Source organism: Sulfuricaulis sp. (assembly GCF_040901545.1).
GTDB lineage: Bacteria > Pseudomonadota > Gammaproteobacteria > Acidiferrobacterales > Sulfurifustaceae > Sulfuricaulis.
Genome location: NZ_JBBDYL010000054.1, coordinates 10,987 through 26,024, shown reverse-complemented (window position 1 = coordinate 26,024; position 15,038 = coordinate 10,987). Strand labels below are relative to the sequence as shown.

The 15,038-nt window shown below is 56.5% G+C and carries 14 protein-coding genes, 1 tRNA gene and 1 pseudogene; 2 read left to right on the top strand and 14 right to left on the bottom strand.

Features of this window, described 5'->3' with window-relative positions; genetic code table 11:
- Positions 1–88: 88 nt before the first annotated feature.
- A complete protein-coding gene (locus tag WD823_RS11025; protein WP_368429548.1) occupies positions 89–640 on the top strand; it encodes an energy transducer TonB in 552 nt (183 codons plus the stop codon).
- Positions 641–652: 12 nt separating this feature from the next.
- Here the strand turns inward: WD823_RS11025 and WD823_RS11020 are convergent, their stop codons facing one another.
- The 3 genes from WD823_RS11020 to WD823_RS11010 form a co-directional block, all read right to left on the bottom strand.
- A complete protein-coding gene (locus WD823_RS11020; protein ID WP_368429547.1) occupies positions 653–2,632 on the bottom strand; it encodes a TonB-dependent receptor family protein in 1,980 nt (659 codons plus the stop codon).
- 147 nt (positions 2,633–2,779) lie between these two features.
- On the bottom strand, positions 2,780–3,109 hold the full coding sequence (locus WD823_RS11015) for a cytochrome c (RefSeq protein WP_368429758.1): 330 nt from the start codon (positions 3,107–3,109) through the stop codon (positions 2,780–2,782).
- A gap of 27 nt (positions 3,110–3,136) precedes the next feature.
- A complete protein-coding gene (locus WD823_RS11010; protein ID WP_368429546.1) occupies positions 3,137–4,408 on the bottom strand; it encodes a sorbosone dehydrogenase family protein in 1,272 nt (423 codons plus the stop codon).
- A gap of 738 nt (positions 4,409–5,146) precedes the next feature.
- On the opposite strand from WD823_RS11010, the gene WD823_RS11005 reads away from it, so the two are divergent.
- Positions 5,147–5,236: transfer RNA gene (locus tag WD823_RS11005), tRNA-Ser, on the top strand.
- A 573-nt stretch (positions 5,237–5,809) separates the two neighbouring features.
- Here the strand turns inward: WD823_RS11005 and WD823_RS11000 are convergent.
- From WD823_RS11000 to WD823_RS10950, 11 genes and pseudogenes are all read right to left on the bottom strand, one after another.
- On the bottom strand, positions 5,810–6,592 hold the full coding sequence (locus WD823_RS11000) for a type II secretion system protein N (RefSeq protein WP_368429545.1): 783 nt from the start codon (positions 6,590–6,592) through the stop codon (positions 5,810–5,812).
- A complete protein-coding gene (gene gspM / locus WD823_RS10995) occupies positions 6,589–7,077 on the bottom strand; it encodes a type II secretion system protein GspM (RefSeq protein WP_368429544.1) in 489 nt (162 codons plus the stop codon). Before gspM ends, WD823_RS11000 begins: the two co-directional genes overlap by 4 nt.
- Positions 7,078–7,097: 20 nt before the next feature.
- Positions 7,098–8,444: a type II secretion system protein GspL gene (gene gspL, locus WD823_RS10990; protein WP_368429543.1), complete on the bottom strand. Its 1,347-nt coding sequence runs from the start codon at positions 8,442–8,444 to the stop codon at positions 7,098–7,100.
- A 10-nt stretch (positions 8,445–8,454) separates the two neighbouring features.
- The gene (gene gspK / locus WD823_RS10985) at positions 8,455–9,456 is read right to left on the bottom strand and encodes a type II secretion system minor pseudopilin GspK (protein ID WP_368429542.1); all 1,002 of its coding nucleotides are present in this window, start codon (positions 9,454–9,456) and stop codon (positions 8,455–8,457) included.
- A complete protein-coding gene (gene gspJ, locus WD823_RS10980; protein ID WP_368429541.1) occupies positions 9,449–10,054 on the bottom strand; it encodes a type II secretion system minor pseudopilin GspJ in 606 nt (201 codons plus the stop codon). The genes gspK and gspJ overlap by 8 nt, the downstream gene beginning before the upstream one ends.
- On the bottom strand, positions 10,051–10,443 hold the full coding sequence (gspI, locus tag WD823_RS10975; protein WP_368429540.1) for a type II secretion system minor pseudopilin GspI: 393 nt from the start codon (positions 10,441–10,443) through the stop codon (positions 10,051–10,053). Before gspI ends, gspJ begins: the two co-directional genes overlap by 4 nt.
- On the bottom strand, positions 10,443–10,940 hold the full coding sequence (locus WD823_RS10970) for a GspH/FimT family pseudopilin (protein ID WP_368429539.1): 498 nt from the start codon (positions 10,938–10,940) through the stop codon (positions 10,443–10,445). The genes gspI and WD823_RS10970 overlap by 1 nt, the downstream gene beginning before the upstream one ends.
- Positions 10,941–10,948: 8 nt before the next feature.
- Positions 10,949–11,398: a type II secretion system major pseudopilin GspG gene (gspG, locus tag WD823_RS10965; protein WP_368429538.1), complete on the bottom strand. Its 450-nt coding sequence runs from the start codon at positions 11,396–11,398 to the stop codon at positions 10,949–10,951.
- Positions 11,399–11,410: 12 nt separating this feature from the next.
- Positions 11,411–12,631, bottom strand: a complete 1,221-nt coding sequence (gspF, locus tag WD823_RS10960) for a type II secretion system inner membrane protein GspF (RefSeq protein ID WP_368429537.1) — start codon at positions 12,629–12,631, stop codon at positions 11,411–11,413.
- Positions 12,632–12,633: 2 nt separating this feature from the next.
- Positions 12,634–14,148, bottom strand: coding sequence for a type II secretion system ATPase GspE (gspE, locus tag WD823_RS10955; protein ID WP_368429536.1), 1,515 nt, complete (start codon positions 14,146–14,148; stop codon positions 12,634–12,636).
- A gap of 21 nt (positions 14,149–14,169) precedes the next feature.
- Positions 14,170–15,038, bottom strand: a pseudogene (locus tag WD823_RS10950) (type II secretion system protein GspD); the annotation flags it as partial.

Sequence of the window (15,038 nt, the reverse complement as noted above, 5' to 3'; positions counted from 1 at the left end):
TCAATTCTTTCTGGTGGCTTCGCTGGCCGTACATGTGGCGGCAGTCGGTATTTTGAATAGTACTCTTCAAAATACAAGTTCTACCAGTATGATTTCGAATCTGGAGATCCAGTTGCTACCAGGCATCGTGGAGCCGAAGGAAACGACGCCATCGCGGAAGCAAGATCGAGTTCCGGAACGTCCGGTGCGTGGGACGGAACCGCAGGCTAGCGCGCTGCCCGCGGAGCCACCGGCGATTGCCTATGAAGTTCCTCAGCTCCTCCCGGAGTCGACGACTAATCCCGTTGATACGCCGCCAGTTGCATCTAAGCCAACGGCCGCGTCGGAGCCGGCGGCCAACGATAATCGACGGCTGGATGCTTACATACGGTCCCTGACTGAAATAATTGGACAGCGACTTACCTATCCGCGACTGGCGCGAGTGCGTGGCTGGGAAGGAACGGTGATATTGCGTCTGCAACTCCTCCCGGGAGGTCGCTTACACGAAGTAGTCATGGCGCACTCGAGTGGCCATGATGTGCTCGATCGGCAGGCACTTGTGATGGCGCGACGCCTTTCCTCCTGGCCGCTGCCACCTGATGAATTACGTGAGCGTGAAATTACGGTATTGGTGCCGGTTGAATTCAGGCTGCGAAAGTAATTGGATGATTTATTAAAACTCGAAACGGGCATTGAGCCCTATGATGTAATTGCGCCGCGGAGCCGGCTCGAAGTACGCCCCACCGTTTGCATTGACGATAACCGAACCGGCATAGGTTTTATCGAACAAATTATCGATTCGTAGAAATTCCTGTAATCGCCAGCCACGACCCCCTTGCTCCAGACCGATGCGCCAGTTGGCTACCGTGTAAGCCTCGGCGGTATCGGCGTTCTCATCATTGACGGCTATTGAACTGACGCGGCGCGCCTCCAGCGCCGTCACCAAATCGTTCAGCGGACGCCATTTGAGTTCGCCGTAAATTGTCGTTTGTGGCACTCCCGGGATGCGCTTGCCGGCTAGATTGGTGCCGGAGAAATTGACGTAGTCTACAAAACGCGCGTCGATATAAGAGTAGGCCAGGTAGGCATGGACGCCGTACCCCAGATCGTTGTCGACACTTAGCTCTAAACCATCGCGCGTGGTCAGATTGGCATTCATGAACGTGTTGCGTCCCGGTGCAGGCGAGGGTCCCGTGACGATTTCATCGTAGGCACGAATGCGGAACAAGGCGGCGTTCACGCGCGCTGTCGGTGTGACGAAAGCCTTGATACCGGCCTCGCTGCTGCGACTGACGCTGGGGCGCAAGGAAAAATTGAGTCCCGGGCTGCCATCCGGACGATAGGCCAGTTCCGCAAAAGTGGGGGTCTCAAAGCCCTGGCCGGCATTCGCATAAAGATTGACAGAGTCGCTCCACTGATAAAGCACGCCCAGCATTGGATTGGTTTTCTTGAAAATGGCGCTACCGCTATCATCGGGATTCGAAGCGCCCGTTATGAAGTAATCCTTCGAGTCAAAGGCGACCCGGTTGTGACGCAGGCCGGTGGAGACGCGCCAGCGCGGCGCGAACCGCCATTCAAGCTGCGCGTATTGGTCGAAATCAAAAACACGATCGTCTTCATCGCGCTTTAACTCACCTGCAATCCCGTTATTGTTGACGAAGCCGCGACGTCGCTCATACATGTTGTCGTAGTCAACCCCCATCGTCATGGTGTACGGCATGTCCGCCAATCGGGAACGATGCGTCCAGCGTATGCCGAGACCCGTGAAGCTGCGATCGAGATCAATCACGCCGCCAGATTGGGTAGGTCCACTGCCGGCGAACGCGAGGTATTGTGTTACATCGCGTTGGCCGCTGTAACCGATCAGGGTAAGGCGGTCGTCGGTACCTAAACGCTGCTCCAGCGTAAGCCCGCCTTGCAAGTGGGCAATGCTTTTGCGTGTGTTGAATAGCATCGCACCTGTACCCGCCTGACGCGGATCTTCCTCCATCTTGGCTCGCGTGAGGCCGAGCGGATCCTGCGTGTCACCTTGATGCAGGCCATTGACGAGCAGCGTTACTGTCGTGTCGGTATTGGCCGACCAGCGCAACCGTGCGCTGCCGGTCTCGCGGGTGACGGCACTGTGCTCGCGGTAGCCGTCACTATCGAAACGCGACAATGAACCGATATAATTGAGCGGATTGTCTTGACCGCCGAATTTCACGCTGGCGCGTTCCGTCCCATAGGTACCGGCAAGCAAACCGGTCTCTAAGGTCGGTGTCGCCGGACCTTCTTCGCTGAACACTTGAATCACACCGCCGGAGGCGTTGCCATAGATGGCGGAAAACGGCCCGCGTAATACCTCGATGCGGCGTGCAGATTCAAGATCAAAGGTAGCCGCCTGGCCTTGCCCGTCGGGCATCGTCGCAGGGATGCCATCGGCGAGCAGACGAATTCCGCGGATGCCGAAAGTTGATCGTGCACCGAACCCGCGTGAGGAGATTTGCAAATCTTGCGCGTAGTTTTGGCGATTCTGCGCCACGACGCCGGGTATCCGCACCAAACTCTCGGAAATATTGACGCGTTGCTGCTGGTCGTGGATTTTTTCGATATCAAGACTGTCGATCGACAGTGGCAAATCGAAACTTGACTGTTCGATCCGCGTAGCCGTCACGACAACCGGATCGCTCCGTAATATGGTATTTGTATTCTCGGCAAGCGCGATATGCGTATTGAAAGGTAAAAGCAAGCAGCATAAAAAAATGTAGTTATGGATTAATTGTCGCATTGCGGCTTTATTCAGTCCCCGTTATCCAGGAAATTATTCAGGTGGTATATCGATGGTTTTTATGGAATGGTAGTAAGCAGCCAGGTCGTTTATGTCCGTATCGGTGAGGGACGATGCGACAATCGACATCATCTCATTTTTTCTCGCCCCAGACCGGTAATCCTTGAGGGCTTTAATCAGATGAGTTTCGTTCTGTCCGGCGAGATGGGGCGCTGTAGGTAACTTCGACAATCCATCCAGACCATGACAGGCCTGACAGTGAATTGCCTTTTGGCGACCGGCGGCTAAATCTCCCGCTGTCGCGGTAAACGTGGATACCAGGAGCGCGGTGGCGACAGACACCGCCGCGCTGCTGGAGTAAATATCACTCACCAAACTTGAGCACAAATACTACTCGCTCACATAAGTGATTCGATAGAGGGCGCCGGAAAAATCATCGGAGACCAGCAGGGAGCCGTCGGGCAGATTGGCCACATCGACCGGCCGACCACGATACGTCTTGGTTTCCGGGTCAAGCCAACCCTCTGCAAACACTTCGGTCTTGTTGGCCGTGCCGTCCTCCTTCAGCGAGGTGAACATTACGCGGGCGCCGATCGGGTCGGTGCGATTCCAGGAGCCATGCTGCGCCGAAAAGATACCGCCGCGGTACTTGGCCGGGAATTTTTTACCCGTGTAGAAGGTAAGGCCCAGGTCGGCTGCGTGAGCGTCCATCTCCACTTGCGGATAGACGATGTCCTTCGGCAACGGATCCTTGTCGTAACCATGCTCCGTGATACGGACACGACCGCACGTCCAGGGGTAGCCGAAAAACTGTCCCGGCTTGGTGGCGCGGTTCAGCTCGCCCGGAGGCGTATTGTCGCCCATCCCGTCGGTCTGATTGTCGGTGAACCACAGGGTGCCGTCCTTGGGGTTGAACTCGATGCCCACCGAGTTGCGAATCCCGCGGACGTAGACTTCGCGACCGCCACCGTCGAAGGGATCCATGCGGACGATGCCGCCGATGCCCCACTGGTTGAAAACCGCGAGCTTTTCGCGTGGCGGAACGTTGAATGGTTGACCGAGCGCGATATAGAGCTTGCCGTCCTTGCCGATGCGGCATACACGGGCGTGATGATTGTACGATTCTTCTTCCACCGGGATCAGCTTACCCTGCGGCACCGTCTCGATCACGGCGACATCCTTCCCCTCGTAGAAGAACTCGGCCGCTGGGAAGTTGATCACGCGATTGTGTTCGACAACGATCAGGAAACCATTCTTGGTGAAGCACACGCCGTTGGGCACCTTGAAATTCAACGAAGGCGAGAATGGCTTGACCTCGTCGGCGACGCCGTCACTGTTGCGGTCGGTGACGGCCCAGACAGTAGTCTTGCGGGTTCCCACGAAGACCATGTTGGTGGACGGGCCTACCGCCATGTGCCGCGCGTCCGGGACGATGGCGTAAAGATCAATCTTGAAGCCCGGCGGCAGTTTGACCCGTTTCAGGTTTTCTCGGATCGCGTCGGCGTTTTTCCCGGTTTGCGGAACTGGCTGAAAATTGGCGTCGACTCCTGAAACTTGCATCTGTTTGAGCTTTTCGAGAGCCGGTTCCTGAGCGGTAGCCGTTAACGAAACTGAGAGCGCGGCAACCAGCCCAGTGAAGGCTATTGCTACAATGGTGCGCATGGGTTTTCTCCTTTTGGGTGGCAAGAGTAGATGCGTAATGTCTTAACATACGGATTACAATCTTACTCTTCCTCCTCTAATTTGGAGCGCTTTTGGTAACTCGTTAATAGAAAATATAAATAGGAAGGGCGGCGGGGCGGTTTACGCCAGGCATTCTGTCCGACGTTCTCCAGGCCCCCGGCAATAGGCGGTATTCGGCAATGCTTCCGGCGCTGCTCGTCAGGCCGGGCCTTGACAATAATCGGCCGGGAACGATTTTCCTCGCGCCATTCTTGCCGCGAGTCCTTCAGGTTATCCCGGTGGGATGTCTTAATTCGTATTGGACGATATTTTGGGTGAATGAAGCGAAAGCGAGGAGTGGTTATAAGGATGTATACCGTATATAAAGCCAAGTACGCACGCTGGCACCGAAGGAGCGAGGTTCAGGGTTGGTTTACCGATCAAAACCATTGACCTGCCTGAGCTTATGAATGATCAATGGAGAGGTGGCCGAGCGGTTTACGTCAGGCATCCTGCCCTCCGCCCTTCGGACCGCCGCGCTGTCGCGCGGCGTTCGGCGGCACTCGTAAGGCGGCGCTCTTGACGAAAGTCGCCTGGAGCGATTTCAGACAGCGGAGCGTAGCGACGCTGGCCCCGGAGGGGCGCCGGACAGGGATGTCCGGCGCAAAACCGTTGACCGCGTCAATGGGTCTTGGTAGAGAGTTAGATGTGTAGTAATAGTTGGTTTCAGATTGATCCGGAGGGGTGGCCGAGCGGTTTAAGGCACCAGTCTTGAAAACTGGCAGGGGCTTACGCTCCTCGTGAGTTCGAATCTCACCCTCTCCGCCAATTTCCTTGAAAAGGTGTGTCGCTCCCTTGTAAGGCAATTGATGCGATAATTTAAAGCCGTCGCATCGCGATGGTGGTGCCGGTGGGGCGAGTTGCCAGGAATGTTTCGAGAAATCACCGCAGCACGGCCGTTGGCTATTGTTTTTGAAAAATTTATATCCTGAAAAGTGACCGACGATTTTTTGGATGATCGGTAAAGATCAGATTCATAATCTTTTGTTTTTATTTACCTGCTATAACCATGTACCCGCTCGTGACTGTTGGATAAGTAGTGAGTTTTTCTCCAGAAACTGCCAGTAAGCTTGCATTTCTCTTTTTACTCGGCTGAATAAAATATTAACCGATCAAATACTTGATAGATCGAGTAAAACCAATAATATAATTAAGGCAAAATTAATAATTATTAAAAATATCTTTTCGCACTCTGTCTAACAGTGATATAGCTGCGACGGCAAGCCGATTGCTTTCGATAACGCAACATAAAACAAGCGTGCACGCGTTCTGATGATTGAATCAGGGCCGCATTAAATCATTCATTTCACATCGACTGTTGGCAATGAGTGCATACTAAATTCAGAAGATTGTAAGCGGTAACTTTCCATTAATGGAGAATGTACGCTTGCCGCCACCCTGATTTTCACCCATAAGCTTCAGCAATGGTTCAAGTTCACTAATGCTCTCACGGGGCGTGGCGCTTCCGGAAAACCGGATTGTACCGCTCGCGATCTGCCATTCACCTTGACCGGATAGCTCCAGTGTACCACGCAGGGTCGATAGTTTAAGATCGGCGACATTGCCGGCGCTGGAGATCAGAAGTCGGTAATCACCCAAAGGGCGGACAGGAGAGAGGGCGCTGCCAGCCGCTTGCCACTGAATGTTGCCACCCCCCGACATGCCATTGTTGCGATCCATGGCCAGCCTGTCAGTTTGAAGTCGCACTTGACCAGTGGGAGACAGCAATTTTGCGGCGGGAATAAACGAACTTGAAAGTTGGGCTGGAAACGCTACTTTAGTTTCGAGCAATATTAATTGTCCTGAACTCATCCGAACGGTTGTATTGATATGAGTGTCTGGCTTATGGCTTTGCCAGGTCAGCTGCAACGATCCAACCAGCAACCACAGGGGGTTGATGCGCCACTCGGTATCGCCAAATTCAAACGATGTGGAGGGAGGATGCTGGTATACCAGCCGTCCTTTTCCATGCCACAGGGTTCCCGCGATCGGATCAAGCTGGACACGGCCGCTCGTATAGTGGTTCAGGCCCCAGGCGAACCAGGACGCCGGCATCTGGATGAACAGAAACAGGACGTAAAAAAATACTCCAAAAAAAACATAGAGCAGCCAGGATTTTTTCATGCACCGGCCTTGCGGAGGGTGATTTTGGCGTTTACCGTACCGGGCGCGGCCAAAGGTTCTATCGACGCTCTTTCGACGCGGATGCCACCCTGGGATTGCAGGTTCGCAAGCCACCCGATCATCGCGTTGAAATTGACTCCCTCAAGGGTTAGACGCGCACTATGTGCGCCATCGGGCTCCATCCGCAAAATGCGTTGACGCAAACCGCTCGTGACGGCGGACTGTTCCAGGGTTGCCAGCAGATTACCGCCGGATCCGGGCAGACGACCGCTGGCACGCAATTGATTCAATTCCTTCGCTTGCAACTGCATTAGCGCCAATTCCACTTTCGCCTGGGGAACGGCGATGCGCAAACGCGCCAGATCGCGTTGTAGCGGGAGCCAAAGCGAGAGGTACAGGATCAATAACACGACCGCAACGCCACCGATATAAATGAGTTGCAGGCGTGGCGGCAGGTTGCGCAACCGCGACCAGGACAAATTCAAGGCGTTTATTTTTTCCCGAATCACGTTCCTGCCCGAGCAGGTTGCCCCAGCCGCAGCCGGCCTTCAATACCGGTAGCAGTACTGTTTGCCCCGACCACTTCAACCTGTATACCGCGCGCAATGATGGCATTTTTCACCGATTCCATTGCCTGGAAATCCGGCAAGGTGACATCCAGTGTGAGTCTGGAATCGCTGTACTGCATGCCGCGTAATTTGATTTGTGCCGTCGCCTGAATGACGGGCGCGACGTTTCCGAGCAGAGGCAATAGATCGGTACTTGAAGTCCCGCCACTTTTGTTTTGCATCTCGCCCAAGAGGCGCGACATCTGCAGGGCCGGATTTTGTATCACGGCATCCGGAAACGATTTCCGGAACAGGCCGGTCATTTCCTGCCTGAGATTCTCGTTCGTGCGCTTTAAATGCCAATATTCCCAAAGATCGAAACACAGGCTACCCGCTAACAAAATCGCCAGCATGACGCCGGCCGGACGCAAAGCCGGGGCCAATTCTCTTAACTGACTCGAAGGCGCGAAGCTGCCTTGAAGAAGATTGATGGCCGGCACCACGTCGTGCGCGTCCGTCCAGAAATCCTGCTGTTGCGGCTGCACCGGAAGCTCGAGCGCCGTTGACCATATGTTCTTGACAAAACCGTGCGGCGGCTGCAGAACGGTCAGGGACGACGGCGCATTCTGGTTCGTGCGCGCCTCCTGCAACGCCATGGTCAACTGGGAGGGTGGTATGTTCGCGCGGCGAAGGACGGCAAATCCCGAGGCGATACCCGTCCTTACCCAGATTTCATTTTCACGAAATGCCAGCGTCCACGACGCATTATCATGCGGAAGTGCCAACGTGGCGGGGCAGATGCTCGATGATTTCAATCCATAATCTGCCAATCGCGAAACCCAGGCCCGCAAGCGATCTTTCGCCGTCACGGCGACCGCGATGTTGTTGTTTTCGAGTATCCGGTAGGCGAAGTGCAATTGATCCGGTTCGCCGACCAGTTGTTCTTCAAGAGCATAAGGCAGCGCCTGCTGGATCTTTGCACGCGAGCGCGTGGGCAAAGTCGCGCGCGTCAATAATGTTTCGGACGGCGGTGTCCATACCTGTACGTGCGTCATGGCGCTGAGTCCGGGGATTTCATTTAATTCGTTGACCTGACCGTGCAACGATGACCCGCCGCCGCGAAGTCGCCAGTGAATCACGCCATTTTTTTCCGGCCACTCACGGGGAAGCAGCAGTTCGAGCGTATTTCTTTGACGTGACCAGAACCGCTGCAAGCGCTTCACAACCGCTGCGGAGGGAAGTTTGCCCGCGGTCAATATTTTCCGGGTAGCCATCTTGTCTTCAGTCCTGGTCGTCTTGCGCATCATTATATATTTACATCGACTGTTTCCCGGAACTTTCCGTGGTGTTTGTCGAGGTGGCGACCACTTTCGTCGGCAATCGCTGTCGATGCCAGAGCACCTGTGCCGGGCCGCCTCCGGCCGTGCGCTGGATCAGCGCCTGTGTCGCGCGCGAGTAACGGCCAAACCAGGTTTGAATATTGACCTCAAAGTGACTGCTGCTTATTCCGTAGTAGGCTTGGGGAAAATTTCCCCCTTTGGCCAGCTCTTGAAGTGTCTTCGTCAGTTCTGCCACATCCTTATGCGGCCGTTTTTCAATAATCTGATCAATTACCGCAGCCGGTAACGTATAAAACAGGGCGCTTAAAACCTCTTTCGAGGCCGTGTTGACGTTAATTTCGGTGGGCTGGGGGAGCGCCGTGACCCAGGGTTGCAATTTCTCGAATATCTCCGGAGTAATCCCCCGAATCAGGCGCAATTCCTCGATACTCTGTAACGGCTGGTTGGCGGCACGATAGGGAATTTCCAGTTGAAGATAATCGATGTCTTCGGCGCCGTATGGCCGGGCATCGCCATCGACGTCGATCCAGTCGATCACGGCGTCGGTGATATTGAGGTCTATGGCGCGCGACTTGAGAAGATTTTGAAATGTGCCGATGTCGGGAACGCTCGGTGCGCCGTTCCGGACCAGATTATTGATATTGAACCGGGCCTGGGCATCGGTGATTTGGCCCGTAACCTGTCCACCTTCCACCGGCAGCGGCGGCAGGGTTTTGGCCCAGTCTTCGGTGAGATTATCGGTATTATTTTCTCTGGCATCTTTCGTAAGAATTGTGACGGTCCAGTCCAGGACGCCGGCGCGCACTACTTCCGCTTGCGCGCGATCTGCCAGGTTTTCCACCTGGCGCAGCCATATTTGCTGATCGATGCTGATAAACGACGCCGTGGTAACCGCAATGGCCACCACAAGCATGGCGGTAATGAGCGCCATGCCGCGCTGTCCGGAGCAACTGGAAAAATTTACTGTTTTAGCCATTGATGATGAACAATCGGGTGAACTCACCCCGCCCGGATAGATTTAACTTGACCTCCACGCCGCGGGGCAGGACCTCGGGAATTCCTTCGCCGGGCCATCGGTCGAGCCAGATCCCGGCCGCGGATAAAAAACGCACGCGAAATTCCTCGACGTTCCTGATCAACGGCACTTCCACCGGTGTCGTTTGCGGTCCGCGGTCGAGTACCGGCCAGGCGAGGCGCATGAGCACTCCATCCACGAGTCGGTATGCCGCTCGTTGTAAATCACTGCGCCGCCCATTGTCAAAAGATAAAACCCCGCCGCGGGTAAATTCTATGCTGGGCATTCCGACCGCGCGCGTGTCGGTCGGTTGACCTTGAAACGCCGGTTGAGGAAAGCCGATGACGTCTCTGATGGATCGGGCCCGGGTCTGCGAAAAATCCTCCTCCAGCCGGGCAAATGTAAGCGATAAGGTGCTCCAGAATTCATGCTCGGTTACAAGCCGTTCGCGATCGTTCATAAAGCGGCTGAGACTTCCGTAAGCCATGGCGGAAAACAGCGCGAAGATGCCGATCGCAACCAATAACTCAAGCAAGGTAAAACCGCGAGGGCGTTTCATGTTCCCGAAGGTTTTGAGCCGGCGTTATTACGCAAATAGCCGACCAGCCGGGCCGATGTATGCGTGTCGTCCGGTACGCGCCATACGGTAATTTCTATGCGCCGAATCTCGGCTTCGGGCGTGGTCGAAACCTGCTCACGCCAGAACCATCTTGCGCCTCCCATCTCCGTATCGCCATCAATGGTGTCCACGGCCGGCCAGCTGCGACGCATTTCATGTTCCGCGAGACGGTTTTGGGCCACCCACAGCGCCATGTTGCGTTCGCGCAAGGTTGCCGTGGTGTCGATCGCCTGGCCCAGGCTGCGCATGATTGCCGCCAGGGCAATGGCGAGCACGGTAAGCGCCACCAGCACTTCAACCAAGGTGAACCCGCGGTCGGGCGTTCGCATCACGCGCTTCCCGGCAAAGAGGCGACGGCCACCTTGATCTCGCCCGAAAACACCCCTTGTACCTGCCAGTGAATCTCACCGAAAGAAAAGATAATGGTAAATTCCGGCAGCTCCCCCGTCGGCATCAGGATAAGACGCGGTTTCTCCGTCACCGGCCTGCCCTCGATATTCACGGAAGAAATAGTGATGTCGCGCGGCAAGTCGCGCGGGCGAAGAATTTCATCCCGTGACAGCGATTTGAACTCGCTGTTGTCGTCCAGCATCAGAAAAACGTAGCCTTCAGGGGTAATTTCCATGGCCAGAATCTTGCCCTGCAAAATGGCCTCCTGTTGCGCGGTTCGCAGCAGCAGCGCCATGCGCCGTGCTTCGTCGCGCACAACGGATTCCCGATCCGGTTCAAGGTTGACGCCGACCAACCCCAGCACGATAACGATGATCAGTATCACGACCATCAGCTCAATCAGCGTGAAACCCCGTGAGGGTTGTAAATTACTCACCGGGAAATTTACGAATCAAGATTCCACGAGCCGATATCGGCATTAACGCCCTCACCACCGGGCTGGCCGTCGGCGCCAAAACTGAAGACGTCGATATCGCCGTGAAGTCCGGGGCTTAGGTACTGGTAATCGTTTTTCCAAGGGTCTCTGGGCATCCGATCCAGATAACCGGAACTTTTCCAATTGCGCGGTATGTCGCCGATTTCCGGTTTTTTTACCAACGCCTGCAAGCCTTGCTCCGTGGAGGGATACACGCCGCTGTCGAGTTTGTAGAGTTTGAGGGCGCTGATAATGGCGCGGACGTCGCTCTTGGCGGCGATCACGCGCGCCTCATCCGGACGATCCATGATTCGCGGGACGATCAGCACCGCCAGAACGCTGAGAATCACCACGACGACGAGAATCTCGATGAGCGTGAAGCCATTGGATAAGCGCTTGATTCCTGACGTGGGTCGCATATGCATCCTTGTTTATTTGATGAGCTGATTCATTTCGAAAATCGGCAGCAGAATGGCCAGCACGATGAACAGCACGATGGCACCCATCGCCAGGATGAGCAGCGGTTCAAGCAATGCCGTCAGCGCCCGGACCCAGTTTTCAAGTTCCCGCGTCTGGGCGACCGCCGCCCGTTCCAGCATCTGATCCAGTTTGCCGGTAGCTTCGCCGCTGGCAATCAGATGGATGACCATGGGCGGGAAAAGCCTGGTTTTACCCAGGGCGCGGGAGAGGTTACCGCCTTCGCGTACCTGGCGCAGGGCGTCTTCCACGGCCGCGCGCATGGGCAGGTTCGTCACGGTTTGCACCGCGGATTGCATCGCATTTAGCAGGGGGATGCCGCTGGCGGTAAGGATACCCAGGGTGCTGGAGAGTCGCGCGGCGTTGGTGCCGCGTAACAACCGGCCCACCAGTGGTAATCGCAGCAACAAATAATGCCAACGCAGACGTAAATGCGGTTCGCGCAAGGCCAGCCGCAAAACGATGATGGCCATCAGGCCGATAGACAGCCACCACCAGCCGCCGGTGCGCACGAAATCGCTGATTGAGATCAATACGACTGTTATGAGCGGCAATGCCTGGCCGGTATTTTCAAACACGCGCGTCACTTGCGGCACGACATACACCAGCAATCCGATAACGACGGCGGACGCGACCAGGGTGACCAATGCCGGATAAATAAACGCAAGCAGAACCTTTTGCTGAAGGTTTTGCCGGTTTTCGGTGTAATCGGCCAGTCGGCCGAGCACCTCGTCCAGACGGCCCGATTGCTCGCCCGCATCCACCATGCTGCGATAAATGTCAGGGAAGGACTCGGGAAACATCCCCAGGCCGCGCGCGAGCGACTGGCCTTCGAGGACGCGGGTCCGTACACCGGCCAGCACAGACCGTGCGCGCGCCGATTCGACCTGCTCGATCAGCGCATTGAGGCACTGCTCAATCGTGAGCCCGGCATGAATGAGCGTGGAGAATTGACGTGTGATCAATGCCAGCTCGGAACTGGAGATACCGCGGCGTATGGAAAAGGACCACCGGCTGTGCTTTGCGTCCGCGCGCCGGTCGATGACATCGACGCGCAACGGGGTCAACCCTTTCTCGCGAAGCGTGGCCCTGACCTGGCGCTCGGCATCGCCTTCCAGGACACCCTTGACGGAATGTCCTTTGGGATCGAGCGCCTGATATTCAAAAGCCGCCATGATTATTCGCGCGTGACGCGCAGCACTTCTTCAAGACTCGTAACGCCGTCCCGTACCCAGCGCAGTCCGTCTTCGCGTATCGTGCGCATGCCGAGGGTGCGGGCGTAATCGCGTAATTTCCCTTCCGCGCCGCCGTCATGTATCAGCGTACGCAGGCTGTCGTCGATGGTCAGCAGTTCATAGACGCCGGTGCGTCCCTGGTATCCCGTATTGCTGCACGCTGTGCAACCGACGGGACCGTAGACAACCGGTGAACCGGCCATGTATTGAGAGACATCAAGCATCTTCATTTCAGCCGCGTCCGGGACATGTTTCTGGCGGCAGACGGGACAGAGTTTGCGCACCAGTCGCTGGGCCAGCACGCCGAGAATGCTGGACGCCACCAAAAAAGGTTCCACGCCCATGTCCACCAGGCGCGTCACGGCACCGACGGCGTCGTTGGTGTGCAGCGTGGCCAGCACCAGATGTCCCGTCAGGCTGGCCTGCACCGCGATCTGCGCGGTTTCAAGATCGCGAATTTCGCCGATCATGATGATATCGGGGTCCTGTCGCAGAATCGAACGCAGCGCCCGCGCGAAGGTAAGGTCGATCTTCGGATTGACTTGCATCTGGCCGATACCGTCGAGGTCGTACTCAATCGGATCCTCGACCGTCAGGATATTATGCTGGGCGCCGTCGAGCTTACCGAGCGCCGCATAGAGCGTCGTGGTCTTGCCGGAACCCGTGGGTCCGGTGACGAGAATAATGCCGTGGGGCTGGTTGATAAGTTCCACCAGCGTGTTGAGCATTTCCCCTGACATGCCGAGACCGGTCAGATCGAGACGACCCGCCTGTTTATCGAGCAGGCGCAGAACCACGCGTTCTCCGTGACCGGTGGGGACGGTGGAAACACGCACGTCCACCGGACGGCCCGCGAGACGCAGCGTGATACGGCCGTCCTGCGGCATGCGTTTTTCCGCGATGTCGAGGCTGGCCATGATTTTAATGCGCGAGACGATCACCCCATGCAGCGCACGCTGGGGTTCGATGATGTCGCGTAACACGCCGTCGATGCGGTAGCGCACCACCGACCGTGTTTCGAACGGTTCGATATGTATATCGGAAGCGCCTTCGCGCACGGCCTGGGTAAGCAACGCGTTGATCAGCCGCACGATCGGGGCATCGTCCTCGCTCTCGAGCAGGTCGGTAGCCTGGGGAAGATTGTGCGTCAGTTCAGCCAGGTCGAGATCGCCGTCGAGATCGTCGACAATTTCCATCGCCTGGGTCATGCCGCGTTCGTAGGCGCGGTTGAGCGCGGAATCGAACAACGCGGGAGTTAATTCGCGCACCTGGATCGGCTGACCCAGCGCCCGGTAAAGTTCCGCCAGCGTGGCGCTCGATACGCCCGGTTTCGCCCAGATTTCCAGTTGACCGTCGGTCAGGCGGGCGCTGATAACGCCATGCCGCCGCGCGAAATGGTATGGCAGGCGCTGGGTCCAGGCGGGGTCGAGGACGTGCAAATCGAGCGTGTTATCCATGGCGACGGCGAGCGCGGGAAATCAGGGTCGCTTATTGGTCTTGCCCGGTTTAATTTCCGGAATATTGGGTGGACCGAAGATCTTGTCGGGCGGAATGATTTCATCGGACGATCTGCCGACTTTTTCATCCGGCGAGGGAACTTCCGGTCTGAGCTCTTCCAGTATCGGCGGAACGTCCTTGGTGAGCGTTTTTTGCGCCGAGCGGATCTGTTCATAGCGGCGCGTGGAGAAGCCATAACTGTCGTGCGCCCCGCGAACGATGATGGGACGGAGAAAAATCATCAGGTTGGTTTTGGTTTTCTTCTGTTCGCGATACTTGAACAGCCACCCGAGTAACGGGATACGTCCGAGAAACGGCACCGACTGGGTCGTTTCCGTGTTGTTGTCCTCGATCAATCCGCCGAGCACCACGGTATTACCGTCGTCGACGATGACCGTGGTTTCAAGCGAGCGTTTGTTGGTGATCAGGTCCTGCGCCTGGACACCGGTGGCGCGCGCCACGCTGGAAACTTCCTGCAGGATTTGCAGTTTGACGCCGCCCCCTTCGGAAATCTGCGGCTTGATCTTCAACGTGAGGCCCACGTCTTTGCGCTCGATGGTCTGAAAAGGATTGACGGCGCCGGTGCCGGTCCCGGTTTGAGCGAAGCTGCCGGTCAGGAAGGGTACATTCTGCCCGACGACAATCTTGGCTTCGGTGTTATCGAGGGTCAGCAGGTTCGGCGTGGACAGGACGTTGGTGATGCTTTTTTCCTCCAGCGCCCGCGCCAACGCCCCCAGACTGCGTACCGTGGATCCGTCGGAAAGCGTGATTTTCTCGCCGACAAAGGCGATGGAAAGACCCCCGGCGGACGACAAGGTGCCGGCCGGGTTCACCGCGGTCCCGACGATGC

Excerpts from the sequence above, each read along its gene's own strand:
- gspE (WP_368429536.1), bottom strand. The coding sequence starts at position 14,148 with ATGGATAACACGCTCGATTTGCACGTCCTCGACCCCGCCTGGACCCAG.
- gspG (WP_368429538.1), bottom strand. The coding sequence starts at position 11,398 with ATGCGACCCACGTCAGGAATCAAGCGCTTATCCAATGGCTTCACGCTC.
- WD823_RS11025 (WP_368429548.1), top strand. The coding sequence starts at position 89 with ATGATTTCGAATCTGGAGATCCAGTTGCTACCAGGCATCGTGGAGCCG.
- gspL (WP_368429543.1), bottom strand. The coding sequence starts at position 8,444 with ATGCGCAAGACGACCAGGACTGAAGACAAGATGGCTACCCGGAAAATA.
- WD823_RS11000 (WP_368429545.1), bottom strand. The coding sequence starts at position 6,592 with ATGAAAAAATCCTGGCTGCTCTATGTTTTTTTTGGAGTATTTTTTTAC.
- gspK (WP_368429542.1), bottom strand. The coding sequence starts at position 9,456 with ATGGCTAAAACAGTAAATTTTTCCAGTTGCTCCGGACAGCGCGGCATG.
- gspI (WP_368429540.1), bottom strand. The coding sequence starts at position 10,443 with ATGCGAACGCCCGACCGCGGGTTCACCTTGGTTGAAGTGCTGGTGGCG.
- gspJ (WP_368429541.1), bottom strand. The coding sequence starts at position 10,054 with ATGAAACGCCCTCGCGGTTTTACCTTGCTTGAGTTATTGGTTGCGATC.
- WD823_RS11010 (WP_368429546.1), bottom strand. The coding sequence starts at position 4,408 with ATGCGCACCATTGTAGCAATAGCCTTCACTGGGCTGGTTGCCGCGCTC.
- gspF (WP_368429537.1), bottom strand. The coding sequence starts at position 12,631 with ATGGCGGCTTTTGAATATCAGGCGCTCGATCCCAAAGGACATTCCGTC.